The 26,915-nt window shown below is 45.5% G+C and carries 25 protein-coding genes; all 25 read right to left on the bottom strand.

Going from position 1 to position 26,915, the window contains the following annotated elements:
- Positions 1–61: 61 nt before the first annotated feature.
- The 25 genes from ABEW32_RS21945 to rpsO all read right to left on the bottom strand — a co-directional run bounded on the left by ABEW32_RS21945 (position 62) and on the right by rpsO (position 26,875).
- The gene (locus tag ABEW32_RS21945) at positions 62–1,330 is read right to left on the bottom strand and encodes a competence/damage-inducible protein A (RefSeq protein WP_430191727.1); all 1,269 of its coding nucleotides are present in this window, start codon (positions 1,328–1,330) and stop codon (positions 62–64) included.
- Positions 1,331–1,425: 95 nt separating this feature from the next.
- On the bottom strand, positions 1,426–2,013 hold the full coding sequence (pgsA, locus tag ABEW32_RS21940) for a CDP-diacylglycerol--glycerol-3-phosphate 3-phosphatidyltransferase (RefSeq protein ID WP_013309954.1): 588 nt from the start codon (positions 2,011–2,013) through the stop codon (positions 1,426–1,428).
- A 212-nt stretch (positions 2,014–2,225) separates the two neighbouring features.
- Positions 2,226–2,717: a YajQ family cyclic di-GMP-binding protein gene (locus ABEW32_RS21935; RefSeq protein WP_013370750.1), complete on the bottom strand. Its 492-nt coding sequence runs from the start codon at positions 2,715–2,717 to the stop codon at positions 2,226–2,228.
- Positions 2,718–2,861: 144 nt separating this feature from the next.
- A complete protein-coding gene (locus tag ABEW32_RS21930) occupies positions 2,862–3,026 on the bottom strand; it encodes a hypothetical protein (protein WP_013370749.1) in 165 nt (54 codons plus the stop codon).
- Positions 3,027–3,110: 84 nt separating this feature from the next.
- A complete protein-coding gene (locus ABEW32_RS21925; RefSeq protein WP_430191725.1) occupies positions 3,111–4,211 on the bottom strand; it encodes a helix-turn-helix domain-containing protein in 1,101 nt (366 codons plus the stop codon).
- Between the two features lie 30 nt (positions 4,212–4,241).
- Positions 4,242–4,988, bottom strand: coding sequence for a DUF3388 domain-containing protein (locus ABEW32_RS21920; RefSeq protein WP_034095171.1), 747 nt, complete (start codon positions 4,986–4,988; stop codon positions 4,242–4,244).
- Between the two features lie 258 nt (positions 4,989–5,246).
- Positions 5,247–5,501 (bottom strand): DUF3243 domain-containing protein, encoded by a 255-nt coding sequence (locus ABEW32_RS21915; RefSeq protein WP_016821001.1) that lies wholly within the window; start codon positions 5,499–5,501, stop codon positions 5,247–5,249.
- A 101-nt stretch (positions 5,502–5,602) separates the two neighbouring features.
- The gene (gene ymfI / locus ABEW32_RS21910) at positions 5,603–6,391 is read right to left on the bottom strand and encodes an elongation factor P 5-aminopentanone reductase (protein ID WP_430191721.1); all 789 of its coding nucleotides are present in this window, start codon (positions 6,389–6,391) and stop codon (positions 5,603–5,605) included.
- Positions 6,391–7,671: an EF-P 5-aminopentanol modification-associated protein YfmH gene (gene yfmH, locus ABEW32_RS21905; RefSeq protein WP_430191719.1), complete on the bottom strand. Its 1,281-nt coding sequence runs from the start codon at positions 7,669–7,671 to the stop codon at positions 6,391–6,393. The genes ymfI and yfmH overlap by 1 nt, the downstream gene beginning before the upstream one ends.
- Before the next feature lie 2 nt (positions 7,672–7,673).
- Positions 7,674–8,954: an EF-P 5-aminopentanol modification-associated protein YfmF gene (gene yfmF, locus ABEW32_RS21900; protein WP_430191717.1), complete on the bottom strand. Its 1,281-nt coding sequence runs from the start codon at positions 8,952–8,954 to the stop codon at positions 7,674–7,676.
- Positions 8,955–9,114: 160 nt separating this feature from the next.
- Positions 9,115–9,957 (bottom strand): spore cortex-lytic enzyme, encoded by an 843-nt coding sequence (gene sleB, locus ABEW32_RS21895; protein WP_430191715.1) that lies wholly within the window; start codon positions 9,955–9,957, stop codon positions 9,115–9,117.
- Between the two features lie 222 nt (positions 9,958–10,179).
- On the bottom strand, positions 10,180–12,858 hold the full coding sequence (locus tag ABEW32_RS21890; RefSeq protein ID WP_430191713.1) for an FtsK/SpoIIIE family DNA translocase: 2,679 nt from the start codon (positions 12,856–12,858) through the stop codon (positions 10,180–10,182).
- 103 nt (positions 12,859–12,961) lie between these two features.
- Positions 12,962–13,174 (bottom strand): YlzJ-like family protein, encoded by a 213-nt coding sequence (locus tag ABEW32_RS21885; protein WP_430191711.1) that lies wholly within the window; start codon positions 13,172–13,174, stop codon positions 12,962–12,964.
- On the bottom strand, positions 13,171–14,019 hold the full coding sequence (locus tag ABEW32_RS21880) for a ClpP family protease (RefSeq protein ID WP_430191709.1): 849 nt from the start codon (positions 14,017–14,019) through the stop codon (positions 13,171–13,173). The genes ABEW32_RS21885 and ABEW32_RS21880 overlap by 4 nt, the downstream gene beginning before the upstream one ends.
- A 229-nt stretch (positions 14,020–14,248) precedes the next feature.
- Positions 14,249–15,928: a ribonuclease J gene (locus ABEW32_RS21875; protein ID WP_430191707.1), complete on the bottom strand. Its 1,680-nt coding sequence runs from the start codon at positions 15,926–15,928 to the stop codon at positions 14,249–14,251.
- 345 nt (positions 15,929–16,273) lie between these two features.
- The gene (gene dapA / locus ABEW32_RS21870) at positions 16,274–17,155 is read right to left on the bottom strand and encodes a 4-hydroxy-tetrahydrodipicolinate synthase (RefSeq protein ID WP_430191705.1); all 882 of its coding nucleotides are present in this window, start codon (positions 17,153–17,155) and stop codon (positions 16,274–16,276) included.
- Between the two features lie 41 nt (positions 17,156–17,196).
- Positions 17,197–18,414, bottom strand: a complete 1,218-nt coding sequence (dapG, locus tag ABEW32_RS21865) for an aspartate kinase (RefSeq protein WP_430191703.1) — start codon at positions 18,412–18,414, stop codon at positions 17,197–17,199.
- A gap of 36 nt (positions 18,415–18,450) precedes the next feature.
- Entirely contained in the window at positions 18,451–19,488 is a 1,038-nt protein-coding gene (locus ABEW32_RS21860; protein WP_430191701.1) for an aspartate-semialdehyde dehydrogenase, read from the bottom strand.
- Positions 19,489–19,622: 134 nt separating this feature from the next.
- On the bottom strand, positions 19,623–20,216 hold the full coding sequence (locus ABEW32_RS21855; RefSeq protein WP_430191699.1) for a dipicolinate synthase subunit B: 594 nt from the start codon (positions 20,214–20,216) through the stop codon (positions 19,623–19,625).
- Positions 20,213–21,112, bottom strand: coding sequence for a dipicolinate synthase subunit DpsA (dpsA, locus tag ABEW32_RS21850; protein WP_430191697.1), 900 nt, complete (start codon positions 21,110–21,112; stop codon positions 20,213–20,215). Before dpsA ends, ABEW32_RS21855 begins: the two co-directional genes overlap by 4 nt.
- A 196-nt stretch (positions 21,113–21,308) precedes the next feature.
- Positions 21,309–21,755 (bottom strand): dUTP diphosphatase, encoded by a 447-nt coding sequence (gene dut, locus ABEW32_RS21845; RefSeq protein ID WP_013370731.1) that lies wholly within the window; start codon positions 21,753–21,755, stop codon positions 21,309–21,311.
- Positions 21,739–22,998, bottom strand: a complete 1,260-nt coding sequence (locus ABEW32_RS21840) for a M16 family metallopeptidase (protein WP_430191695.1) — start codon at positions 22,996–22,998, stop codon at positions 21,739–21,741. Before ABEW32_RS21840 ends, dut begins: the two co-directional genes overlap by 17 nt.
- Before the next feature lie 66 nt (positions 22,999–23,064).
- Positions 23,065–24,072: a polysaccharide deacetylase family protein gene (locus ABEW32_RS21835; protein WP_430191693.1), complete on the bottom strand. Its 1,008-nt coding sequence runs from the start codon at positions 24,070–24,072 to the stop codon at positions 23,065–23,067.
- A gap of 217 nt (positions 24,073–24,289) precedes the next feature.
- Complete coding sequence (gene pnp / locus ABEW32_RS21830) at positions 24,290–26,392, bottom strand: polyribonucleotide nucleotidyltransferase (protein WP_430191691.1); 2,103 nt, start codon at positions 26,390–26,392, stop codon at positions 24,290–24,292.
- A 213-nt stretch (positions 26,393–26,605) separates the two neighbouring features.
- Entirely contained in the window at positions 26,606–26,875 is a 270-nt protein-coding gene (gene rpsO, locus ABEW32_RS21825; protein WP_007430074.1) for a 30S ribosomal protein S15, read from the bottom strand.
- Positions 26,876–26,915: the final 40 nt, after the last annotated feature.

The raw sequence follows: 26,915 nt of genomic DNA, 5'->3' as shown, positions 1-26,915 counted from the left end.
AACGGTTCTTCCGATAAGAAGATTATATCATGAATATCAATCTAAAACAACTCACCGATAATTAAGAGAGTTTCTCGTTCTCTACCAATCGGCGCCACAATCTGTACAGAATGGCTTTGACGGATCGCAAACGGATGGTCTCACGGTTACCGCTTAAATTCAGCTCGTATACCTCTGTTTCCTTGTCACGCTCAGCAATACCAATATACACCAGGCCGACTGGCTTCCGCTCGGAATATCCAGGTCCTGCTACACCAGTAACTGAAAGTCCAAAATCGCTGTCCATAATCATTCTTGCCTGCTCTGCAAGCACAAGAGCTACTTCCTTACTCACTGCGCCTGGCGCATGTTCCCCCTCCAAATAGTCATAAGGCACATTAAGCAACTTCATTTTCATTTCATTAGAATAACACACGATGCCGCCTTGAAACATAACAGCACTGCCAGGAATGGAAGTGATATGTTCCATCAGCATACCACCTGTACAGCTTTCTGCCGCACTCACAGTGAGTCCGCGTTTGGACATTAGATCTACGATAACCTTCTCCAGCGTAACATCCTCACTTGCATACATATATTCGGAAAGACGCTGCTGAATTTGTACTTCCGTAGCTGTAAGCTTAATTAAAGCTTCACTTTCACTGGCCGCCTTGGTGGATATACGGATTGTGACTTCGCCTTCCTTGGCATAAGGAGCAATCGTGGGGTCCGTCTGGGATTGAATCAGATCTAACAAGCGGGTTTCAAGAGCTGACTCACCGATCCCTGCAAATTTTAGCATTTTCGAATAAATCGGCATCTCATCACCGCTCAGTGCCTGCTGAAGCAACCATGGTTTAGCATGATTCGCAAACATAGGTTTAAGTTCCTTAGGCGGTCCGGGCAGGACCACATAAAATTTACCGTCCTGTGCAATGGCATCCCCTATAGCTAAACCTGTCTCATTCTCAAGCGGAGTGGCTCCTTCAATAGAAAGTGCCTGCCGGCGGTTATTCTCGGTCATTTCTACCCCACGGTTACGGAAAAACTGATCCAGCTTATCCATGGCCAGACGATCTATTTGCAATTTTCGTCCCAGTACAGCCGCTATTGCATCTTTTGTCAAATCATCCTGGGTTGGTCCCAGCCCGCCAGAAAATAAAATGATATCTGCACGCTTCTGGGCAAGTCGTACCGCTTCCTGAAGTCGATCCATGTTATCGCCCACTACAGTCTGAAAATATACATCAATTCCGATTGTAGCCAGCTCTTGTGACAAATATTGTGCATTGGTATTCACTATTTGCCCAAGCAACAACTCTGTTCCTACTGCAATAATTTCAGCCTTCATCAATTCGTCCTCCTATGGTGCGTATATTGTGGGAATTATGTAAAGAAACAGCAATAAGTTAATTCCCTATTGCTGTTTCCATAAGATTTATCCTGTTAAACTTTAGAGGAGCTCAGCAAATGGATATTCTTTACAAAGTAATCAATACCCGAATAAATGGTAATTAATACCGCTGCCCATATTGCTATTAAATCAAACGGAATACCCAGAAAAACAAACGGGAAATTATTAATAAGCAGCGCTACAATAGCAACAATCTGGATGATCGTCTTTAATTTCCCCCAATTGCTTGCAGCAACCACAGAGCCATCCAATAAGGCGATCTGCCTTAGGCCCGTAACTGCAAACTCACGACTGACAATTACAACGACAATCCAGGAATCAATTTTTCCCATTTCTACCAATGAAACCAAAATAGCGGTTACCAACAACTTATCAGCAAGGGGGTCCAGAAGCTTGCCTAAATTGGTGACCATATTATTTTTACGAGCCAAATATCCGTCAAGGCCATCTGTGCTGGCTGCCACAAGGAAAATGATAGCCGCAATCAGTTGATTATACGGCAACTTGAAAGCACCGATCTCAATCGGCGGCGGATAAAAATCAAAATCCACCAGCAAAGCCAGCATCATCACCGGGATAAGGCAAATCCGCGTTATTGTAATTCTGTTGGGTAAATTCACAACACACTCTCCCCTGATTATCGTACTTGATTACAAATGGCAGCAGCTTTCGGATTGAATTCAATCCTATGTAAATCGCTTTCGACGAGCGTTATACACCTCAATTGTCTGCATTTTCGTTACAAGTATAATATGGCGCAAAACGCATGTCAAAATAACCTGCTGCACATCAAGCAACGTTTATTCCTGCAAAATCTATGAGAGAAAACAGCTTATTTCATGTTTGTAAATTGAAGTTCCAATGGCAGATCAGCTTTTCGCAGTAGTTGGATAATGGCTTGTAAATCATCCCTGTTTTTTCCAGTTACACGAATTTGATCACCTTGAATCTGACTTTTTACTTTTAGCTTGGAATCCCGAATAAGGATATTAATTTTTTTGGCGTTATCCTGATCAATTCCCTGCTTAAGAGAAAGACGCTGACGCACTGAACCCAAAGAAGCTGGTTCCAATTTTCCGAATTCCACATTTTTAAGGGATAAACCTCGTTTGACCATTTTTGATTGTAAAATATCAATCACTGCATTCAGCTTGTATTCATCTTCCGATGCAATCGTAAGAGCATCTTTCTCAAGCTTGAGGCTACTTTTGCTTCCCTTGAAATCAAATCGAGTTTCAATTTCACGCTCCGTCTGATGAACCGCATTTGTTAACTCCTGCATATCCATTTTGGAGACGATATCAAATGAATTTTCTGAAGCCATCGTTTCACTTTCCTTTCCACAACAAAGTTCAATATCTAATTATAGGCTAGTCATTTACAAAAATCCAATAATCCGTTCACTAAAAAAGCGTTCTTGCCAGTTCCCCGACAAAAACGCCTTGTATTACAATTGCAGTTTAACAATCTAATAGTGACTTCGTGTTGGATTTCTAAACATATCCAAAATTCCAAGCACAATGTGAGCAAGACCAAAGCCTAATATGCCATAGCCCCATGCATTCGGTGTTAGATAATAGCCCAGTAAACTGACAATTATTCCGAGCCCAGTCACAATCCAGCTGACGGTCATAACGTATACACCTCACTTTGCGGAAAATAAAATGACTGACTTCCCGAGAATTACAGTCATTAGTATCTCCTCGCTATAAGGCATTTATTCACCGTTGGTAGTTGTATTAGAATCTGTCCCACTTTGTGCAGCATCCGTGCTACTATTTGTTGTAGAATCCGGAGATGAGCCCGTCACCCCAGCACTCGCTCCAGTCGAAGATGCTTCTCCTTGCTGTATCAGTACGCGAGTCGTCGATTTATTATCAGTTATCGGTTGGCCGGCAACGGAAATATCCGTGGCAGAAGACCGCCCTGATTTAATATATAAACCTTCCGGACCAATATCAAAAGACATGGCATCTCCACTTTTAGTCATACCGTAGCTCAGCTTTTCTCCACGGGAATTTTGTCCCTTATACACCTCAAGCCAGCTTTCGCCCGTTGCTTTAATGTCAACCTTGACTGTGGCCCCCGTTGCGCTGGAGACTTTGAAGATCGTCGTTTTGCCTTGCTTACCATCCTGGGCCACAGTTACTCCCTGCACTGGTGTAGTCGTATCAGGCTGCTGACCAGAATTTGGGTTCGTCGCATCCGTAGTTCCCGTACCACCTGGCTGGGTTTCCCCGGTTTTCCCTGTATCAGGGGTCTGTCCGCCAGCACCATTTGGAGTCGTCGTCTGGCCGTTATTAGGCTGGGTAGTCGTGTTTGGAGTAGATGTATTTGGTGTTGTATTTGGTGTTGTATTTGGTGTTGTATTTGGTGTTGTGCTTGGTGTCGTAATCGGCGTTGTGTTTTCTGCTGTTTTTGGAGTGGAATGGTTATTACTCACCCAATAAGCATAAATAACCCCAACAATGAGAACTAGAAAAAGCCACATTAACGCTGTAGGCAACCACTTAAGATTACCAATCGTCGCGGGACGGCTGGAGCGTTTTTGTGTAACAGGCTCCATGACTGCTTCCGGTTCAGGTTCAGGCACATTGCTTTGATGCCCTTCCAGAAGCTCATCGGGATTCAACCCGACCGTTTCGGCGTATGTTTTAATAAAAGCTCTGACATAAAAGCTTCCCGGCAGCACTTTGTAATCGCCCGTCTCAATGGCTTCCAGATAACGTTTGCGTATCTTCGTCATTTCCTGAACATCGTCAAGGCTCAATCCTTTTTGCAGCCGGGCCTCCTTTAATTGCTGACCCAGTTCTGACATGTCATCATCTCCTTGTGTAATTACACTTATTTAAAGATCTTCTGTATAACTGGCTGTAAAGGTGTCATAAATAATTTCCTCAGCCGGATTATTGCGAAGTTCAATAATGATATTAAAATCGTCAAAGCTGTATCCCGATTCACGCACAAATACATCAGGATGCTCAATCACTTTGGTGCTCGGCATACTCATAATTTCCTGAAGCAGGTGATAATGTCTTTCATTTGATCGAATTGTACTCACAATGCCATCAATAATAAACACATTGTTGGGATTCATTTCTTCCTCAGAAAGCTGGCTGCGCACCGTCTGTCGTAATAACGTCGACGACACAAAAGTCCATCGTTTCATTGCACATACACTACTTGCAATAATGGACTCCGTTTTACCCACACGCGGCATTCCTCGAAGACCAATTACCTGATTGCCATCCCTCTTTAATACTTCACCCAAAAAATCGACCAGCAACCCAAGCTCATCGCGTGTAAAGCGGAAAGTTTTACGGTCATCCGAATCCCGATCAATGTAACGGCCATGTCTAACTGCCAATATATCGACCAGTCTCGGAGCACGTAAGGCCGTGACTGTAATGTTGCTGGCTTTTTTTAACGTATCTCCAAGAATGCGTATTTTCTCGTCATCGTCCGTTTCGAGAAGCATTCCCCGTCTTTCGCCTTCAACACCGTTAATCGTCAGTATATTAACCCCCAGAATACCAAGCATGGAAGCAATGTCCCCCAGCAGTCCGGGTCGATTTTTATGTATCTTGTATTCCATGTACCACTGTTTCGTCTCTTCCGTCACGTTAGCACCTCATTCACATTCAAACCGTCAACAATGCCAAATCAAAGCATTATTGTAACATAAGATAGCATCATTCGACAAAACCAAATATTGAAACTCGATAGGCTATATTGTGTTGTGAGCCTCAATCACGTTTATGATATATAAATTACAATGGAATTACAAGAACAGCTCTGTAACCATTACAGAAAAGCCCCCCAAAAAAGGGAGCTTTTCATGTTGGTTCCTATCTTATGCGTTGCTTTTGGCCAATTTTACCATTAGCCGGGCGATGGTGTGACGCTCGTCCTCATCGGCAACTCCCCACAGTTCTTTCAGTGCACGGTTAGAGTGGTTGGCTGGATCGACCTTCTCATCCAGAAAGTCACCAATTTCGTAAGCAAGCTCCGCAATGGTGTCTTGGCTGATTCCCAGCTTCTCCGCTTGCTCTACACGCTGACCGAGGAACTTCTTCCAAACATCAAAATTCTGAACAACTGTTGACATACTTAAATCCTCCTTAGATGATTCAGATTTAAAATCAACAGTTGTAATATGCTCTTCACAGACGCTTACTATACTGGTGAATTCCACCAAGCGCTGTTCTCTTAAGTCACCCATCCTCCGTTAGGACTTATGACCTGGCCATTAATATAACCTGACTCTGGAAGTGCAAGAAAATAAACCAGGGACGATATTTCATCAGGTCGAGCCAATCGTCCAGCAGGGATTTCTTCTTCTAAACTGGTAATTTCGCCATCATCCAAATGATCCAACATCGACGTATCTACCGCCCCTGGAGCCACAGCATTCACTGTCACTCCAGAAGGCGCTACTTCTTGAGCCAGCGCCTTAGTGAAGGCGTTAATGCCTCCCTTGGTAGTGGAATACAATACCTCGCAGGAGGCTCCACATATGCCCCATACGGATGAAACATTCACAATACGGCCATAGCGTTGGGAAATCATATGCGGCATAAAAACCTGCGTGCACAAAAAGGTTCCCTTAACATTTACGGCCATCACTTCATCCCATTCCTCTTCCGAAACGTCTGTAAGTAACCCATAATGAGATAATCCAGCATTATTCACTAGAATATCCGGCTTCATTCCATGATTATCCAGCTTTTCCCGCATGCGTTCAATCTGCTCCTTATTCCGCAGATCGGCTGAGACAGTCATTACCTTGCCTGAATAAGTCATGCAACGACGGGCAACTTCATTTGCTTTTTCATGGGACTTCATGTAGTGAATGACCACATTCATCCCTACTGCTGCAAAACGCTCGGCAATAGCTGCACCAATACCACCACTTGCTCCTGTAATCAGCACGGTCGTATCGCCAATAGCCTTAGATTCTCCGCCCTCGGTGGTTATCGGTTCCCTCTCCCTGGACATTACGGACTCACCACCAGCGATATTGCCATCTGATCCCACTGTATATGATCTTGCAGACGGCGGTTTACATCCTCAAGCGTGATGCTTTCATAAACCGGAAGCAATTGAAAAAAATCACTGCCCCGGAAGCGATGTCTTGTAAACTCATGCGCAATATTTTCGGGAGAATTGAGTGTGCGTAGATAACCGCCGATCTTCTTTTTGCGCGCTCGTTCAAAATGTTCTGCTGTAAAACCCTGCTTCTGAATAGACTCTACCTCTTCTCTTATCCTAGCCAACAGCCGATCAGGGTCTTTGGTATCCCCACCAATCGCAGAAAATGCATACTGTTGCGTACTGTTGTACTCATGGCCAAAACTGTCCGAAATCAGATCCTCATCGTAGAGCTTTTGATAAAGCTGTGTGCTGGAGCCAAACAAGAGATCAAGCATTAGCTTGGTTTCCAGATCATGACGTAGCAATGCTTCTCCCGTTAGACCTACTTCAGCCTCCTTGAATCCAAAAAGCAACTTTGGCAAAGAAACAGCCAGCTTTACTTCACGACGCAGTTCTGCAACCGTTGTGGGTTCATCATCGAAAATCCGCTCGATCTCTCCCTGCGGCTTATAATCCTTTTTCGCCTGATTATTACGTACCAATTCCATTACTTCGGCTGGGTCCACTCCACCCACTACAAAAAGAATCATATTACTCGGATGGTAGAAAGCTTCATAGCAACTGTATAGTGTTTCCTTGGTAATCGTACTGATGGATTGGATAGTACCTGCGATATCGATATGCACCGGATGGACCTTGTACAAGGCCTCAATCAGACCAAAGTAACTCCGCCAGTCGGGATTATCTTCATACATATTGATTTCCTGGCCTATAATACCTTTTTCCTTCTCCACATTCTCATCTGTAAAGTAAGGATGTTGAACAAAATTGACTAGCGTGGTCAAATTTTCTTGAATGCGTTCGGTTGCCGAAAACAGATATACGGTCTGATCAAAGCTTGTAAATGCGTTCGCCGATGCTCCATTAGAGGAAAAGGTAGCAAAAATATCACCTTCAGGCTCTTCAAACATTTTATGCTCCAAAAAATGGGCTATGCCATCCGGCACCTTGACGGGCTGTTGACCTTCTACACGGAAATGATTATCAACCGATCCATATTTAGTTGCAAATGTGGCATACGTCTTCTGAAAGCCCGGTTTGGGCAAAACATAAACGTGTAAGCCATTATCCATTACTTCATAGTACAGCGTCTCCTGCAAGTGCTCATATGATATATGCTCCAACGCTATTCCCCCTTCTGGTCTCTCAAGAAATAAATAGTGTCCAGTCGGAACGTCCGGGCGGCATTCTGAACATCCTGCACCTTAACTGCCTCCACCTGGCTCAGCAGCTCCTCTACCGTCCGCTCTTTGCCGGAAAGCTGTCTGTTAAAATCATAGGCAATCATCTCAAAAGCGGAGTCCTGCATTTCCTTTAGCAAATTGCGTATCATCGCCTGCGTTTGGGTCATTTCCAGCTCGGTAATCGCTCCATTTTGCGTATCTTCCAGTTGCTTGCGGATAATAGTAACCGCTTTTTCATAATTAGGAATTTCGATACCGGATTGTATTGTACCAATGCCTTTATGCCCGTCATAGCGTGACGAAGCGTAATACGCCAAACTCTCCTTTTCCCTCACATTGACAAACAGCTTTGAATGCGGATATCCACCCAGAATGCCATTGTACATTAATGCGGAAGCATAACGTTCATCGCCATACGTAATAGGGGTACGTAGCCCCATGTTGAGCTTGCCTTGGTTTACATCAAGACGCTCTACTATGGTCTGTACATCACGTTCTACCGATTTGGGCTGTTCAGGTACATATCCCGCTTCCGTCGAGCGGTTTAATTGAAAATAGCGATCAACAAACTTTTCAACTTCTTCCAGCGTGGTATCTCCCACGACGTATAAATCCATGCTGGCATTATTCAGCCAGTCTCCATAAGCCTCATACAAATTCTGTGCATTTATGCTGTCCAGATCAGATCGTTGACCAAGAGGATGCAGACGATAAGGCTCATCCTTGCACATCTCCTCCAAGCAGCGCTCCCCAGCATAACGTATTTTATCGTTAACTATTGATTCCAGCTTTTTACGCACATTTTCTCGTTCCTGCTGCACATATCCAGTTTGAAATGCGCCGTTTTCCAATGCAGGCTTCGTCAGAACTTCTCCCAAGAAAGCAAAAGAACGATCCAGTAAACTATCTGGACTGCTTACAAAACTGTCATTAATCGTATCCATGCGAAATTGCACGATCTGATAATCTCCACGTTTATATACATCGAATCCAAAACCAGCACCATACAATTGCTCTAATTGCTCTCTAAATTGTGTAGTCTGCGGATACGATTCTGTACCCCGTCGCAGAACGAAAGGTACCAGTCCCACACGAGTTACGGTTTCCTCACGTAGTGGAGTACCTACATACAATGATATGGCGAACGTCTTAAAGCGCTTGGTCGGCAGTACATGAATCCTCAGTTGTCTGCGTGTGCCACGCTCGAAACCTGTTTTGTTCAAGTCCAAAACTCCTTTGTGACGTCAATTTGCGTCAAGCCTTTGATTAGCAATAGCTGCTGTACATCTTTTTCCTGTAAAGAGGTAAAGTGTACCAATCTTTATTCTAACCATGCAAAAGCCAAGAAGCAACCGGAGACAAGCTCCCGGCTGCTTCGGCGTTTTACATGCAGAAAATATGTTCTCCGATGGTTTTCACCTGCGGACGGGACCAAATCCATTTGGAGGTAGCTGTTTTAGGGTTAAAATAATAGAGACATCCTCCACTTGGGTCCCAGCCGTTCAGAGCTTGACGTACCGCCTTTTGTGCGGTCTCATTCGGCGTGAGCCAGATTTGGCCGTCTGCTACAGCAGTGAAAGCCCCCGGCTGAAAAATCACCCCAGACGGTGTGTTTGGAAAACTGGGCGACTTAACCCTGTTCAAAATAACAGCCGCCACGGCAACTTGCCCTTCAAACGGCTCACCGCGGGATTCACCGTAGACCGCATTCGCCATGATTTTAAGATCGTTTTCAGATAGTCCCATGGTGTTGGCCGATCCCATCGTTTCAGCATTTTGATCTGATCTGTTCGCTGTCTGTCCCTGATCGGAACCTTGATTGTTACGATGCTTAGGCGTTTCCGTTGGCTTCCAATGTGGAGTAGCATTCACCAGCTTTAATTTGGTTTTCGCACCGACCACTCCATCGGGGTTGATACCAAACTCCTTTTGAAAACCCTTGACAGCCTTCAGTGTACTGCTTCCAAAATTGCTGTCCACTTCCCCGCCAAAAAAACCCAACAACTTTAATCGTGATTGCAGCTCATATACATCCTGACCATAGGAACCAAAATCAACCGCTTCTGAGCTGAATGTGGGCTGAACAGGCTGTGCCGCTTGTACTTTCTGCTGCGTGCTCAGCGACTTTGCTTGTTGCTGCGCAGAGTCATGTTTAGAAAGTCCTGAGTACGTAATAGCCGAGGCTGCGAGGATACCCGTGCAAATCCAGACCATTGTCTTTTTCATATGTTGTGCTCTACCTTTCTTTTGTGGGATTAACAGGATGGCTACGTTTATTATGACAAGCTCCACTAGAAGCTATTCACCCTTTTAATCTTCTTTCAGCAGGCAGTACCACACCTCATAAAAAATCACAAAAAAACGCTATTCGCGTGCATGGGTTGTCATATTTAAACAACCATCATGCGCACAAACAGCGTTTTATTGAAATGCTGATAAAGATAGTGCTCAGGAGCTAACTTTATTCTGCTGATATTGCTCCATTGAGATAAGTACCTCACGGGGCTTACTTCCCTCGTAAGGGCCTATAACTCCGCGAGCTTCCATGGAGTCAATCAGTCGGGCAGCACGTGTATAACCGATCCGCATACGACGCTGAAGGAGCGAAACGGAGGCTTGTTTAGCCTCTAAAATGATGTTGACAGCCTGATCATACAGCTCATCCAGCATTTCATCCCCATCAGTGGATACCTCTTCCACCTCAGGCACTAGCGTTTCATCATATTGCGCTTCGCCCTGTTCACGTACATAGTTAACGATGTTCTCCACTTCCTGATCACTCATAAACGCTCCCTGAACGCGAACTGGTTTGGAAGCTCCCATCGGCATGAACAGCATGTCACCACGTCCTAGCAGTTTCTCAGCTCCGCCCATATCCAGTATGGTGCGGGAATCCACCTGCGAGGAAACGCCGAAGGCAATACGTGAAGGAATATTGGCTTTAATAACCCCAGTAATTACATCGACCGAAGGTCTTTGTGTTGCAATAATAAGGTGGATGCCTGCTGCACGTGCCATTTGGGCAAGTCGCGCTATGGCATCCTCCACATCTCCTGCAGCAACCATCATTAAGTCTGCCAGCTCGTCCACAATAACGACAATGTAAGGCAGAAATGCATCCGGGTTATCTTTCATCAGATTGTTGTAACCCTCAATATTACGGGTACCTGATTTGGAAAACAACTCGTATCTTTTTTCCATTTCCACTACAATTTTCTTCAACGCCAGTGAGGCACGCTTTGGATCAGTCACGACCGGAGCCAACAAATGGGGGATTCCGTTGTACACGTTTAATTCCACCATCTTGGGATCGACCATCAAAAATTTGACCTCATCCGGCTTCGCTTTGTACAAAATACTCGTGATGATCCCATTGATACACACTGATTTACCTGAACCCGTAGCTCCAGCTACAAGCAGATGGGGCATCTTGGCTAAATTACCGACAATCGTTTGTCCTGCAATATCACGTCCGAATGCAATTGATAAATTGGAAACCGATTCCTGAAAAACTGTCGTCTCCATGACCTCACGCATGGTTACGATAGAAACTTCATTATTTGGAACTTCTATTCCTATGGCGGATTTGCCAGGTATAGGTGCCTCCATACGAATATCCTTTGCAGCAAGCGCAAGCGCAATGTCATCCGTTAGACTTACAATCCGGCTTACCTTCACGCCAATATCCGGCTGAATTTCATAGCGTGTGACGGCTGGGCCACGCACAACCTCCAGCACCTTCGCCCGAACACCAAAACTCTCCAGCGTTGCCTCCAGCTTGCGTGCTGTCTGCATATAATCCTTCTGCCCCATACCTTTGCCTGCATTTTGCGGTTTGGCAAGCAAACGAAACGATGGGAGCTTGTACGGCTTAGGTGGCGGTGGAGCCGGTGTAACTACACCGGTACCTTCAGCCTCTTCGCCTGTCCCCTCATTTGCAATCGTCTGTGCCTGTCCCTGAGCTTCTTCTGCTGTCTCTTGAACCGTTGCCGAATCATTTATATCCTTATTGGAATCGGCATCCGCAAAATTATGATCCAGTGGTTCATCAATAATGGAATCGTTCAGTTCTCCCCCTGTTAGGGACTCTTCAGGTCCAGCCCCTGATCTTCTTTCTTCATTTTTCACTTGCTCGAAGAAATCTCTAATAATTGGCGATCTTTTTACTGGAATTGAAGCTTCCTGCTCAGGTTGCTCGACCAATTCAGACAGATCTTCTTCCTCGTGGCCGCTTCTCCATTGGGGCTGCATATTATCAGCTTCATATAAGAGATCTTGCTCATCCTCATCCGCACGGGCAGGTAGCTCTTCCTTGTCCGCCTTATCTGTATTTTTAAGGCCAAACAACTGAAAGAAAATTGGCTGCTTGCGTGCTGGAGGCTGCATCTCGTCAAAGTCATCATCCATATCCTCCTCATAGGCAGGAATAGGCTCGGCTTTGGGTCTTCTACTTCCACTACCTTTGCTAGATGCAGAAAGTGGAGTCGCTTTCCCAGTCCATTTTTTTCGCACGCTTCCCCCAGCTGTTAGCAGCTTGGTTTTTACAATCCGCACTAAATCCACATAAGACAGTTGGGTCATTAGCATAAAACAAATGACAAACATGACAATCATGATCAGCTTAGCTCCTGTAAGACCAAACAGCCACAACAGAACGGTAAGCTGTAATGCGCCAACGTAGCCCCCGCTAATATCCTTATTCAGCATCGAGGTATGGCCCTGCTGATCAGGCGACAGCAACTGCTCACGCATATCTATATGTATCTGGCTCATCACTCCGCCCGGCTGAAGCGCGTTGATCGGCCCCAAACGCTGCTCCATGGATGAAATAGAACTCATAAGTGTAAAGGCAAATACCAACAACAGCAAACCCGTCTTTCGCGAGTTCCACTGATTCGGCCACTTGCGGTGAATCATCACCATCAGACCATAATAAATGCCAATTAGGGGGATCACAAAATAAAATTTCCCCAATACAAGTCCAAACATCTTGGATAGTGACCGACCGACCGCCGCTTCACCCGACAACGCAATGACCGCCAATGTAATCAGCACAATGCCGTAAATTTCGTATTTTAGAACTCCACCAAATATGGCTTTCTTTTTTCTTTTTCTTCTTCTGGACATACAAGGTCACCCCCCAGAAGAATATTATACCACGTCACTCGCTATCCGCACATATGTTCTTTTTCAGCAGCAAATGACCTGATTTTGTACTATTCGACAGCTTCTATGACCACTCGATAACTCGACCTGGTCCATAGCGAGGATTGAGGTAGGCTTCCAATGGACAGTCCAGGAGCCTTACAATGATTCCCCGGCGACTTTCAAGCGGCTGTACCTGCATAAGCAGACCATCTACCCGCACCTCTACAAGCTCCTCCACCTCCTTCCACATACCTTCCCATACCAATTCCATTGGCATTACAGTATATAGTGTCATTGGGGCAGCTCCTTGCTGTGCTCACTTGAAAGGGTTCCTGTAGGGGTGCCTGTGGCATTGGGCGAAAAAGGTGCATAGGGGGGCTGCTGTGGAGTCCCTGTCATAACGTTTTGCTGACGACGCGTCTCAATGATGGTATTCAACTGTTTCAGCGCCTCTCCTATACCACCAACCGCATCCATCAAACCGTATTTTACTGCATCGATTCCTCCAACCGCTGTACCAATGTCGCGATTTAATTCACCAGTTTTGAACATCAGTTCCTTAAACCGCTCTTCTGTAATGCGAGAATGAGAAACGACGAATCGTACAACACGCTCCTGCATTTTTTCCATATATTCAAAAGTCTGTGGGACTCCGATGACCAGGCCGCTCATACGAATTGGATGAATAGTCATCGTCGCACTCTCGGCAATATAAGAATACGTAGAAGATACAGCAATCGGCACACCGATGCTATGTCCACCTCCTATAACAATGGTCACTGTTGGTTTACTCATCGATGCAATCATCTCTGCAATAGCCAGTCCTGCCTCTACATCACCACCAACTGTATTCAGCAAAATCATTAATCCTTCGATACGTGGGTTTTGCTCTGCCGCTACCAACTGCGGAATAATGTGCTCATACTTTGTTGTTTTGTTTTGAGGCGGTAAGATGAGATGTCCTTCAATCTGACCGATAATCGTCATACAAAAAATATTGGACTCGCTTCCGGGCATGGAGGTTTGACCCAACTGCTGTAAAGCCTCCATTGCAGGCAAGACGGGTCTTTGTCCAACCTCTGGTTGATCTGGCGCTTCCGTTTCCTCGTTGCCAGAAGATATGTTGCTGTAATATTCCATATGGGTCATCTTCCTTTCGCTTTGCGCATCTATGTGCCCCGTGTTCACCCTATAGTATGGGATTAAAATGGAATATTTTATACTCGCCTCCATGCCTTTCCTTCACCCCAAAACCAAAAAAAGCCTCTCTCCCCGCGGAAACCGTCCAATATTTCCTGCGGGAAGAGAGGCGACTGTGTGCCTGTGACTTAAGTTTTTAATTCAAGTTTTCGAACATATTTCAATTGAATCACACTTCCATTATAATTGGCAGAATCATCGGTCTGCGACGAGTTTGCTCATACAAGAAGCGACCCAGTGCATCCTTGACATTCGTCTTGAGGGAAGCCCATTCATTTACATTTTCACTCATGAGCTTATGCAATGTACTTGAAACAATACGATTTGCTTCATCCAGCAAGCCTTCTGATTCACGAACGTACACGAAACCACGGGAAATAATATCTGGGCCCGACTTAATCGTGCCGTCTTGCTTACTCAGTGTGACAACCACTACCAAAATACCGTCCTGTGACAACAATTTGCGGTCACGCAACACGATATTTCCTACATCTCCTACGCCTAGTCCATCGATCAGTACGTTACCTGCTGTAACTTTACCAGCTCTGCGTGCTCCGCCATTCTGAATTTCAATGACTTCACCGATATCTGTGATAAAGATATTTTCAGGCTCGATACCTACTCCTTCAGCAAGAAGAGCGTGACGACGTTGCATTCTGAACTCACCGTGAATTGGCAAGAAGTATTTTGGTTTCATCAGATTCAGCATCAACTTGAGTTCTTCCTGACTGCCGTGTCCAGAAACGTGGATACCAGGATTAGCTGCGCTGTAGTATACATTGGCACCCAGACGGAACAGCTCGTCAATAGTGCGTCCAACATATTTTTCGTTACCTGGAACCGGAGTAGCTGCGATGATTACTGAATCCCCTGGAAGAATATCTACTTTACGATGAGTAGAACGAGCCATTCGTGTCAAAGCGGACATCGGTTCGCCTTGACTACCTGTGCAGAGAATAACTACGCGATCCGCTGACATTTTGCCAACTTCTTCAGGCTCAATCAACATTCCATCTGGAATTTCCAAGTAGCCCAAATCAGAAGCAATACCTACGACATTAACCATGCTTCGACCAATCACTGTTACTTTACGTCCGGTTGCTTCAGCAGCATTAATAACTTGCTGAATGCGATGTACGTTCGAAGCAAAAGTGGCTACGACCACACGCTGTCTTGACTTGCGGAAAATATCTTCCAGCACAATACCAACGCTTTTTTCCGAAGGTGTAAAGCCCGGTTTTTCGGCATTGGTACTGTCTGACAAAAGAGCCAGTACGCCACGTGTGCCAATTTCAGCCATACGCTGCAAATCTGCATATTGTCCGTTCACCGGAGTATGATCAAATTTGAAGTCTCCTGTATGAACAACAGCGCCTTCAGGAGTATCAATGCAAACACCTACGGAATCAGGAATACTATGGTTGGTTTTGAAGAAAGTTACTTTCAATGTGGAGCCCAGCTTGATTTCGGAATCAGCATTGATCAAAATACGTTTGGTTTCACCAAGCAAATTCGCTTCCTTCAGCTTGTTTTCCACCAGTCCCAGCGTCAATTTGGTACCATATACAGGTACATTCAAATGTTTCAGCACGTAAGGCAAACCGCCGATATGGTCCTCGTGACCATGAGTCAGCACAATGCCTCTTACTTTGTCGCGGTTCTCTGTAAGGTAGGAAATATCAGGAATAACGATATCAATGCCAAGCATGTCCTCTTCCGGGAATTTCAGACCGGAATCCACCACGACAATGTCATTGCCGTATTGTACGACATACATATTTTTCCCGATTTCACCGACGCCGCCCAAAGCGAAAATCATCAATTTATCGTTGTTTGTTTTTTTAGACAAATGAATCTAAACCTCCTATGGTAGTTGGACGTCGTACCTTGATTTGTTTATTTAATTTTCAAAAAAATACCGCACCCAGTCACTTGACCCCATTATACATGATTAAAATACGAAAAAACAAGTCATCCTGTTTGTTACGCTAGGTTTCCCATTGCCTTCTCAAACCATAAGTATATGTCATTTTGTCTACATAGCTGGTTATCAGCATAGCAAAAAGGACGTTCTATAAGAACGCCCTTCATGCCGGAAGACCCTGTAAGGCATTAACCCAGTCGGTGTTAAACCTACTGACTGCCTTTAACAAGGGTGCTCCTTGTATTCATCAACACAGTTGTCTATTTCTTTTTAGCGGGTAAATAAATTCTTAATAAACGCTGCTTCATCTTCGGTAGGTGGGATAAGCGGTAACCGAACTGAACCTACCTTAATCCCCCGTAATTCCAAAGCATACTTTACAGCCACCGGATTAGGCAAAGGATGTGGACAGCCGAACATACCCTTAAAAATTGGGAACAACTGCTGATGCAGTTTTGCTGCCTCCTGCGCGTGTCCTCCTACAAATGAATCCATCATCCGCTTCATTTCTGCACCTACCACGTGACTCGCTACGCTGATAATGCCATAAGCACCTACAGCCATAGCAGGCAGTCCAGAGGCATCATCCCCGGAATAAACCAGAAAACCTTCCGGTGCTGCTGCTGCAATCTGCGTAACCTGTGCAAGTGATGCACATTCTTTGGTTCCTACAATGTTCGGAATTTGTGCAAGCCGCAGCGTCGTTTCAGCTGTTAGGCTCGCGCCAGTACGACTTGGAACATTATACAGTATAGCTGGGAGGGATGTGGAGTTTGCTATGCTTTTGAAATGCTGGTACATCCCTTCCTGATTCGGTTTATTATAATATGGCACTACCAGCAGCACACCGTCTGCTCCCGCCTGCTCCGCAGCACGGGTGAGATGGATGGAATGACGTGTATTATTGCTTCCCGTTCCGGCAATAATTTTACATCGCCCAGCTGCTTTTTCTACAACAAATGCAAACAACTTAATTTTTTCATCATCGCTCAGGGTAGGAGACTCCCCTGTTGTTCCAGATACAACAAGTGACTCTGAATGCTGTTCTTCTATTAAGTAATCAATCAACGAGGACAATGCAGTCCAGTCAATCTCTCCTTGCTGATCAAAAGGTGTCACCATTGCGGTAATCAATCTGCCGAAGTTCACCATGCTGCCTCCTTTTTTTGCAAGTCCGAGCACGGACAATGCGCCTATTGATGGAGTTCAAATTTATTATGCAATGCGCGTACAGCCTGCACCATATCTTCTTTTTTAACAAGTACCCAGATCGTGGTGTTGGAATCTGCTGATTGAAGGATCTGTACGTCTGATTCTGTCAATGCCTCCACAATTGTCGCCATAATCCCTGGTACCCCGTTGATACCACCGCCTATGACCGAAACTTTAGCACACCCGGCCAGTATCCTAGGCTCTAGACCCAAACCGTTAAGTACTTCAACCGCTTTGCTTCCATCATTATCAAATACGGTATAAACTGCTCCGGATGGAGTTACATTTATGAAATCGACACTGATTCCATGTTCAGCCATAGATTTGAATACTTGCAATTGCAAGTGCTCCAAACCCGACTTTAATTCAACTGTAATTTGAGTAACATTGCCGACATACGCAATACCAGTCACGAAGCGGTCTACGATATCTGCCTGCACGTCTTTAAAGCCTTCCGGATGGGTAACCAGTGTCCCCTCGCCTTCGGAGAAGGTAGAGCGAACCCGTACCGGAATATTCGCCTGCATGGCGATTTCAACAGCACGAGGATGGATCACCTTGGCTCCCTGATGAGCCATATTACAAATTTCTGTATAGCTAACATGTGCAAGCGGCTTCGCATTTTCCACAATACGCGGATCAGCGGTTAATATACCATTCACATCTGTATAAATATCAACCATATCCGCATGTAGAGCAGCCCCCAGCGCCGTAGCTGACGTATCGCTGCCTCCCCGACCAAGCGTAGTCATATCACCATCAGCAGTTTGTCCCTGAAAACCTGTCACAATGACAACTCTGCCTTGGTTCAGCTCTTCCACAATTCGGTCTGGCTTTATATCCAATATGCGAGCATTGCCATATTGATCATCCGTAATAAAGCCTGCCTGTGCTCCAGTCAGCACCGTAGCAGGAATACCTTCCTTCTCCATCAGGCTGCATAACGTAGTGGCAGAAATGATTTCACCACAGCACAGCAGTAAATCGCGCTCGCGCTTCGGAAGACTGTCGCCGTTAGATGCCGCCCAATCCAGCAGCGTGTCCGTGGCATAAGGCTCTCCTTTCCTCCCCATGGCCGACACAACAACAACCAATTGAAAATTTTGCTTCAGTTCCCGCTTCACATGTGCCAGCACAAGTTGACGTGCTTCAGGCGTGGATAGCGAGGTTCCCCCAAATTTTTGTACCAAAATACCCATTATTCTTCCCCCATATTACTCCCTGCTTTAGGAACGTTACTCCGCATTTGCAGCAATAATTTCCGCGATTTGCACCGCGTTCCATGCCGCTCCCTTGAGCAGATTGTCGGATACGACCCACAAATTCAAACCACGGCTATTGCCCAAATCACGACGTACACGCCCTACGAACACGTCAGGTTTTCCCGCCGCTTCGGATGCCAGCGGATAAAGCTGGGCAGCAGGATCGTCTACCAGTGTTACTCCAGGTGCGGAAGCCAGCAGATTACGAACTTCTTCGAGATCATAATCTTTTTTAAGCTCTACATAGACAGATTCCGAGTGACCGTATACAACAGGAATACGCACACATGTTGCTGTTACGTCTACAGAATCGTCACCCAGTATTTTTTTCGTTTCGCGTACCATTTTCATTTCTTCCAGTGTGTAACCATTATCCTGGAATTTATCAATTTGCGGAATAGCATTGAAAGCAATCTGATGTTTTACTGGCAACGAACCTACTGGCAGCAGATCTGGCTGAACCTCATCACCGTTAAGAATTGCTGCGCTTTGACGATTCAATTCATCAATAGCACGGCTTCCAGCACCGGATACAGCCTGGTAGGTGGATACTATGATACGAGAAATGCCATACTGATCATATAATGGTTTCAAAGCAGCTACCATCTGAATGGTGGAGCAGTTCGGGTTAGCGATAATTCCCTGGTGCTCGGCAATTTTGTCGCTGTTCACCTCAGGTACTACAAGAGGAGCTGTCGGTTCCATTCGGAATGCGTTGGTGTTATCAATGCAAACTGCCCCATGACGAACGGCATGCGGGGCCAGTTCCTTACTCACATCTCCGCCTGCACTAAACAAAGCAATGTCGATTCCTTCAAAGCTGTCGGGGGTAGCAATCTCTACTGGAATCTGCTGACCTTTAAAGCTAATTAACGTGCCGGCAGAACGAGGCGAAGAAAGAAATTTGACTTTGTCCACAGGAAAATCTCGTTTTTCCAGCAGATTTACGATCTGTTCCCCTACAGCGCCTGTCGCTCCAACGACAGCTACATTAAACTTTCTATTGCTCATCTGGTGTATCTCCCCTTCTCGACTAAAAAACCATTTTTTATTCTGAAAGCATCCACCGCCAACAAGAAATTAGACTCGATGCATTATCGAATCATCTTCTAGGCGAGGGATGCTCAGCAGTTAACTATAGTACTTCATGGGGTCTTGCGTTCCACAATCATGGGCTGAATCTGCTTACCCTGTAATGCTTCATAGGCAGCCTCCGGAATAAGCTCCATATTGGCTACAAGCGAGTTCGGCTTTTTAATTGGATTGTCCTGTCCGAACGGCACAAAAAAGATGTTTTTGGCTACTAGTAGCTTGGCGATATTAGCAGCATTTAGACCAAGTCCATCATTAGTAGATATGGCTAAAAGAAGAGGACGACCGTTGCGTAATTGCGCCTTGGCAGCCATCAAAACCGGACTGTCCGTCATCGCATTTGCTAACTTGCTCATCGAATTCCCCGTCAAAGGTGCAATCACCAGCACATCGAGCATTTGGGATAGCCCCAGTGGCTCAGCCTCCACAATTGTAGAAATGATATCATTCCCTGTTATATCTTTCAACTGTTTTTGCCAACTTTGCGAACTACCGAAGCGAGTATCCGTTGTTAGTACGGTATTGGATATAATGGGAACGACCTTCGCACCCTCATCCACGAAGCGCTTTATTACAGGCATTACCTCTTCAAATGTGCAATGTGAGCCTGTAATCGCATAACCTACCGTTTTCCCTTGCCAACTCATTGTGCATCCCCCCGATCAGGATTATCTTCCATTAACAACTGCACCAGCGTATTCGCTATAATGGCACCTGCAGTTTTGGGAGCAACAATTCCGGGAAGACCGGGGGCAAGCATAGCCGTAATTCCACGCTTTTCCGCATATCGGAAATCACAACCGCCCGGGGCGGAAGCAAGATCTATAATCACGGTGCTCAGTGGCAATTTAGACAGGATCTGCGCTGTGATAATCATAGAGGGTATCGTATTAAAAATCAAGTCAACGCCCTTTGTCTCATTCGCTAAATCCCTTGTCATAAAAGGCTTCCAGCCCATTTCCACCGCTCTTGCTGCATCCTCTGCCCGCCGTACTCCAACCTTCACTTTGGCTCCCAATCCCTGTAATGCCCTTGCCATGGTAAATCCAGTCCGTCCCATGCCTAGAACCATACAATCTGCACCATGAATCGTAAAATCAGTATGCTGAATTGCCATCATCAGTGCGCCTTCAGCCGTAGGTATAGAATTGTATATGGCCACATCATCTCGTTCCAGCAGCTCAACCAGCTTCAATTCATGTCTGGTGCATATTTCTTTTAAGTACGCTCGCGCCATTCCTGTATATACAACGCAATGCGGTGGTAGAGCAGCAGCATGCTCATTCAGAAACTGGAGCTTTTGTGCTCCGAAAAGTGCATTCACGTTGCCTTCCTCATCGCATCCTACCACCGGCAGTATCAGTGCGTCTGACGATTCCAGCAGCTTGACAGACATAGGCTCTAGTGTGACTCCATTAAGTGGCACTTCGAGTTTGTCAAAGCCGACTATAGTGACGGTAGCATCCATGTCCACACATTTGCGGATTACCTCAAGCTGCCTCGCATCGCCACCCAAAACAACGATGCGCATTCCTGTTAGCATCCGGATCACTCCTTTCCGAGACACGATCTGCTTTTATTCTATGCAGATGCCCGGAGAGAGGTGAAAAAACACAAAAAAAGCCGCCCTTCTACAAGGCGACTTTTATGTATATGCTTACTCTTAAACGAGTAATATTGAAGCTTTTGCAAAAAATTGCATTACATTGGCTTGCAGGTTTTGCAGGTACATCGTAGACTCAGCGTCCTGTATGACCAAACCCACCAGCACCACGCACGGTTTCAGACAAATGGTCTACTTGTTTCAGCTCAACCTCAGGGACAACCTGAAATACCATTTGTGCAATTCGCTCATTGCGCGTAATGGTGAACGGTTCCTCGCCTAAATTGATAAGGAGCACCTTAATCTCCCCACGATAATCTGCATCAATCGTCCCAGGGGTGTTAAGACAAGTAATACCATGCTTGAGAGCCAATCCGCTACGTGGACGAATTTGTGCCTCTAAACCTGCAGGCATAGCTATTGCAAATCCAGTTGGAACGAGACACCGTTTGCCAGGCTCCAGAACCAAATCCTCCTGTACTGCTGCATACAAGTCAAACCCGGATGCAAGCTCTGACATTTTGCGGGGTAGCTCAATATCTTCATTGCCCCCGAGTCTGTTAATTTCAACGTAAGTTAACAAAATAGTCCCTCCTCATATCCTTAACCGCTGAATCACTCGCTCCGACCATTGACAGAGCAAACGGCTCCGAAAACATTCGATCCAGCACTTTGTTCACATCATCAGCCGTTACTTGTTCGATGTGTTCAATCATTTGATCCAGCGTATAATGCTGACCCAGCATTAACTCATTTTTTCCAAGACGGTTCATCCGGCTACCAGTGCTCTCAAGGCTTAGGATCAGACTTCCTTTTAACTGCTCCTTGCCTTTACGAAGCTCATTAGCGTCCAAACCGTTGATAGCCACATCTCGTAACAGCTCCAATGTCAAATCGAGCACATCCTTTGTTTGCTTAGGAGCGGTACCTGCATAGATCGTGAACATACCACTATCTGCGTGGGAGCTATGATAGGAATAGACCGAATAAGCCAGTCCGCGTTTTTCACGAATTTCTTGAAATAAACGTGAGCTCATGCCCCCACCGATCGCGTTATTCAGCAAAACCATAGCATACTGGAGATCGTCACCTATTGCAAATCCAGGCAGGGATAGACAGATATGATTCTGCTCCGTTGCTTTCTCGTGGTAAAGCAGCTTCCCGTTAAACGCAGGTACTGTCAGTGACGAAACAGCTCCATGATTATCGAAATGTCCAAAATGTTGCTCCAGCAGTTCTATAAGACGATCGTCAACATTACCAGCCACACTGATAACTGTATTGTCGATTGTATAGTGCTCCTTCATATATTGACTGAGATGTGAGCTGTCCATAGCTAGCAGGTGACCTTCGGTTCCGAGAATCGGATAAGCCAGTGGATGTTCACCATAGGCCGCCCGAGATACAAGATCGTGCACCATATCATCAGGTGTGTCCTCGTACATGGAGATTTCCTCCAAAATCACGTTTTTCTCTCTTACCAGCTCTTCCTGATCCAATTTGGAATTAAAAAACATATCCGACAGTACATCGACTGCGATCGGTAGATGCTCATCTAGCACTTTCGCATAATAGCACGTATATTCCTTCGAAGTGAAAGCATTAACATTTCCTCCGATGGCGTCGAATTGCTCAGCGATTTCCTTAGCACTAAAACGCTCTGTTCCTTTGAAAAGCATGTGTTCAATGAAATGAGAAATACCGCTATTGTCCGGTGTTTCATTCCGGGAACCCGTCTTAACCCAGATACCGAAGGAAACAGAACGCACGGTTGGAATTTTTTCGATGACCACTCTTAGGCCGTTTTTGAGTTGAATTCTTTCCACGCTTGGCCCTCCTAAACTGAATTGCATACTTAGCCATAATGTTCAATCCTAACAGAAAAAAGACGTTCACTCAACCGAAGCCGGCAGCTGCCGATCAGGGGAAAGGGTCTGACTGACTGTTCCGGGCACAAGTCCTTTACTGCGAATGGCATGGATCATGCCTTTGAGAGCAGCAGCAGAGGAATCTGTTGGGTGCATCAATATCAGAGAGCCTGACTCAACCTTACTACTGATTTTTTGAACCACCGATTCCGGTGACGGATGTTTCCAATCTACGGTGTCCAATGTCCACAGCACTGTTTTGAGCCCCTGTTCTGCCGCTAAATCTACCGTTTGTTGATTAAAATCACCCGATGGAGGGGCAAACCAAGTATTTTTGACACCTAAAGTTTGTTGAAGAAGCTCTTCCGTCTTTTCGATTTCTTGTACGGCCCTAGCTCGGCTCAGACGACTCATATCCGGATGAGAGTAAGCATGATTCGAAAGCTCATGCCCTCTTTTTTGAATTTCCTTGGCGAGTTCAGGATTTTTCTTCAGCCAGCTCCCATCAAGAAAAAATGTGGCCTTGACCCTCTCCTGATCCAATGTATTTAATATAGGCACGATAAACTCATTCCCCCATGCTACATTGATCATGAAAGATACCATTGGTTTTTCAGGATTGCCTCTGTAAATTGGGACATTACCCAGTTGATTTAAATGTATTTTAGGGGCCAATTGGCGATATACATATTGAATAGGCCGATCCGGGGCTGCAATGGCTTTGCGATAGGTAGCATCCAGATCTACCTCTAGTCCATTATAACCTGGAATGGCCTTCCACACTCTGTCAATCTTGGCATCGACTGGTTCCCTCCGCTGACGCGATGCCTCTGTCTTTAGACGCTGCATAAGCGCATTATCAGGCAAAGTTACTGTCGCCATCGTAGGTGTAGCCTCAGGCACATCGGCTCCTGTAGCGCCTCCATTACGTAATTGACTGGCGTAGTCCCGGACTCCGCTAAACTGACCGATTACCAGTGTGATGGCTAAAGTGGCTACCACCCATACTGCTCGTTTCACCCTACTCATCATTCCTTCATCCTCCCGCCCGTTTGTCCACATTGTATGCGGGGAGGACAAGATCTATGACGTAGCAAGCTATAGAAGCCCACTGAAGTGCAGCTTGTGCATATGTATGAAAAAAGAGCCAGAAACGTAGCTCTGCCTCTTTCCAAAAGCTTAATTAATGCTATTCAAATCCCTTAATCTGCACAAACGTATAAACTCCCTGTGGTCTGCGAACCAGAACCTAGGACTTTGCAGGGGCTTCAGCCGTTAGTACTGCCTTACGGGACAAATTGACACGACCCTGCTGATCGATCTCAGTTACTTTCACTGTAATCGTATCACCAATAGCAAGGACATCTTCAACTTTGGCTACACGCTCAGTAGACAGTTGAGAAATATGAACCAGACCATCTTTACCCGGTAAAATTTCAACAAATGCGCCGAATTTTTCAATCCGTTTGACTGTACCGATATAAATCTCGCCAACCACAACTTCTTTTACGATACCTTCAATAATGGAACGCGCCTTCTCATTCATCTCTTGATTTGTAGAAGCGATGAATACACGACCATCTTGTTCAATATCGATTTTCACGCCGGTTTCTTCGATGATTTTGTTGATGATTTTACCACCAGCTCCAATAACATCGCGGATTTTATCCGGGTTAATGTGCATTGTCATGATTTTTGGAGCATACGGAGACAACTGCTCACGTGGTTTCTGGATCGCTTCCATCATTTTACCAAGAATGAACAAACGGCCTTCCCTGGCTTGCTTGAGCGCATCCTGTAAAATATTACGGTCAATACCGTCAATTTTAATATCCATTTGAATGGCAGTTACGCCTTCCGCTGTACCAGCAACTTTAAAGTCCATATCGCCCAGATGATCTTCCATGCCTTGGATATCCGTTAATACAGAAACGTGATCTCCATCCTTGATCAATCCCATGGCTACGCCTGCAACTGGAGCCTTAATTGGTACACCTGCATCCATCATAGCCAGCGTGCTTGCGCAAATACTAGCCTGTGAGGTCGATCCATTCGATTCCAGAACCTCAGAAACCAGACGAATCGTGTACGGAAATTCAGTTTCGGAAGGGATTACTTTAGAAAGCGCACGCTCACCAAGAGCACCATGTCCAATTTCACGGCGACCCGGCGCACGCAAAGGACGAGCCTCACCTACGCTGAATGGAGGGAAATTGTAATGATGCATGAAGCGTTTGGTTTCTTCCAGATCAATACCGTCTAGAATTTGTACATCTCCTAGAGCACCAAGAGTACAAACGCTAAGCGCCTGTGTTTGCCCACGTGTAAATAAGCCTGATCCGTGCGTACGCGGCAAAATGCTAGTATCACTTTCAATCGGACGAATTTCGTCAAGCTTACGACCATCAGGACGCACTTTATCATGCGTAATCAGACGACGGACTTCTTCCTTAACGATATCATAGAGAACTTCGCTCACATCGCTTAACAGCTCAGGTGTCTCTATGTATTGTGCTTCAAAATGAGCAACGGTCTCTTCATTAACTGCATCAATCGCCTCTTGACGGGCATGTTTTTCTGCAATTTTAACAGCTTCCACCAATCGCTCAGCTGCATAAGCACGTACTTCGCTGTTCACTTTTTCATCAACAGCATGCAGCTTAACCTGCATTTTCTCTTTACCAGCTACTTGCACCAATTGTTCAATAACTGCCACAATGTTCTTAATCTCATCATGTCCGAACATAATAGCTTCGAGCATAACTTCCTCTGGAATCTCGTCGCCTTCTGCTTCTACCATCATAATGGCATCTTTCGTTCCGGCTACAACGAGGTACAGATCGCTTGCGTTCTGCTGTGCGATATCCGGATTAATTACAAATTGTCCGTTTACACGGCCTACAGCAACTCCGCCAATGGGTCCATTAAAAGGTACATCGGAAATACTGAGTGCTGCCGAGGTTCCAATCATGGCTGCAATCTCAGGCTCGCAGTCCTGATCAACACTCATAACTAGGTTCAACACCTGTACATCATTTCGGAAACCTTCAGGGAACAATGGGCGAATTGGACGGTCTGTCAAACGGCTGGATAAAATCGCCTTTTGACTTGGGCGTCCTTCACGCTTAATAAATCCGCCAGGAATTTTTCCCACAGCATACAATCTTTCCTCATAGTTCACGGTCAGCGGAAAAAAATCCAGATCTTTTGGTTCACGGGAAGCGGTCACAGTACACAGCACAACTGTTTCTCCGTAACTTACTTTAACTGCCGCATTGGCTTGTTTTGCAAGACGTCCTGTTTCAAGCACCAGCTTTCTTCCGCCGAGTTGCATTTCTACGCGTTGCTCCATGGTATCCCTCCATTTCATTTCATTGTAAAAGTTCTATACATATCCAGTATTTCCTGCGCAGGTCGTATTCATAAGAAGCTCGCAGACAAATTAGAATATGCAATTCAAAAAAGATTCCTCATTTCAAAAAAGAACCCGGCTGCTGTCCGCCGTCGCCTTAGCAGGGACAAGCGGTGAACAACCAGGCTTCTTTTCTCATTACATGTCTGAAAATTAACGACGCAGTCCGAGACGCTCGATCAACGCACTGTAACGTTTAACATCAGTCTTCTTCAGGTAAGCCAAAAGTTTACGACGCTGACCGACCATTTTCAACAACCCGCGGCGGGAGTGATGGTCTTTCTTGTGCGAACGAAAGTGACTTTGCAAGTTGACGATGTTTTCAGTAAGGATAGCGATTTGTACCTCAGGTGATCCTGTATCGGATTCATGAGTTTTGTACTCCTCGATCAATTGCTGTTTACGCTCTTGAGTCAATGCCATCCTGTTCACCTCCTTCATTATAATCGCCATTAGCCTCGTA

The sequence above is a fragment of the Paenibacillus jamilae genome, assembly GCF_050482105.1.
Taxonomy (GTDB): domain Bacteria; phylum Bacillota; class Bacilli; order Paenibacillales; family Paenibacillaceae; genus Paenibacillus; species Paenibacillus jamilae_B.
This window is presented reverse-complemented; position numbering and strand designations above follow the sequence as displayed.

Excerpts from the sequence above, each read along its gene's own strand:
- ABEW32_RS21945 (WP_430191727.1), bottom strand. The coding sequence starts at position 1,330 with ATGAAGGCTGAAATTATTGCAGTAGGAACAGAGTTGTTGCTTGGGCAA.
- ABEW32_RS21935 (WP_013370750.1), bottom strand. The coding sequence starts at position 2,717 with ATGGCTTCAGAAAATTCATTTGATATCGTCTCCAAAATGGATATGCAG.
- ABEW32_RS21930 (WP_013370749.1), bottom strand. The coding sequence starts at position 3,026 with ATGACCGTCAGCTGGATTGTGACTGGGCTCGGAATAATTGTCAGTTTA.
- ABEW32_RS21925 (WP_430191725.1), bottom strand. The coding sequence starts at position 4,211 with ATGTCAGAACTGGGTCAGCAATTAAAGGAGGCCCGGCTGCAAAAAGGA.
- ABEW32_RS21920 (WP_034095171.1), bottom strand. The coding sequence starts at position 4,988 with ATGGAATACAAGATACATAAAAATCGACCCGGACTGCTGGGGGACATT.
- ABEW32_RS21915 (WP_016821001.1), bottom strand. The coding sequence starts at position 5,501 with ATGTCAACAGTTGTTCAGAATTTTGATGTTTGGAAGAAGTTCCTCGGT.
- ymfI (WP_430191721.1), bottom strand. The coding sequence starts at position 6,391 with ATGTCCAGGGAGAGGGAACCGATAACCACCGAGGGCGGAGAATCTAAG.
- sleB (WP_430191715.1), bottom strand. The coding sequence starts at position 9,957 with ATGAAAAAGACAATGGTCTGGATTTGCACGGGTATCCTCGCAGCCTCG.
- ABEW32_RS21890 (WP_430191713.1), bottom strand. The coding sequence starts at position 12,858 with ATGTCCAGAAGAAGAAAAAGAAAAAAGAAAGCCATATTTGGTGGAGTT.
- ABEW32_RS21885 (WP_430191711.1), bottom strand. The coding sequence starts at position 13,174 with ATGACACTATATACTGTAATGCCAATGGAATTGGTATGGGAAGGTATG.
- ABEW32_RS21880 (WP_430191709.1), bottom strand. The coding sequence starts at position 14,019 with ATGGAATATTACAGCAACATATCTTCTGGCAACGAGGAAACGGAAGCG.
- dapA (WP_430191705.1), bottom strand. The coding sequence starts at position 17,155 with ATGGTGAACTTCGGCAGATTGATTACCGCAATGGTGACACCTTTTGAT.
- dapG (WP_430191703.1), bottom strand. The coding sequence starts at position 18,414 with ATGGGTATTTTGGTACAAAAATTTGGGGGAACCTCGCTATCCACGCCT.
- ABEW32_RS21860 (WP_430191701.1), bottom strand. The coding sequence starts at position 19,488 with ATGAGCAATAGAAAGTTTAATGTAGCTGTCGTTGGAGCGACAGGCGCT.
- ABEW32_RS21855 (WP_430191699.1), bottom strand. The coding sequence starts at position 20,216 with ATGAGTTGGCAAGGGAAAACGGTAGGTTATGCGATTACAGGCTCACAT.
- dpsA (WP_430191697.1), bottom strand. The coding sequence starts at position 21,112 with ATGCTAACAGGAATGCGCATCGTTGTTTTGGGTGGCGATGCGAGGCAG.
- ABEW32_RS21835 (WP_430191693.1), bottom strand. The coding sequence starts at position 24,072 with ATGATGAGTAGGGTGAAACGAGCAGTATGGGTGGTAGCCACTTTAGCC.
- pnp (WP_430191691.1), bottom strand. The coding sequence starts at position 26,392 with ATGGAGCAACGCGTAGAAATGCAACTCGGCGGAAGAAAGCTGGTGCTT.
- rpsO (WP_007430074.1), bottom strand. The coding sequence starts at position 26,875 with ATGGCATTGACTCAAGAGCGTAAACAGCAATTGATCGAGGAGTACAAA.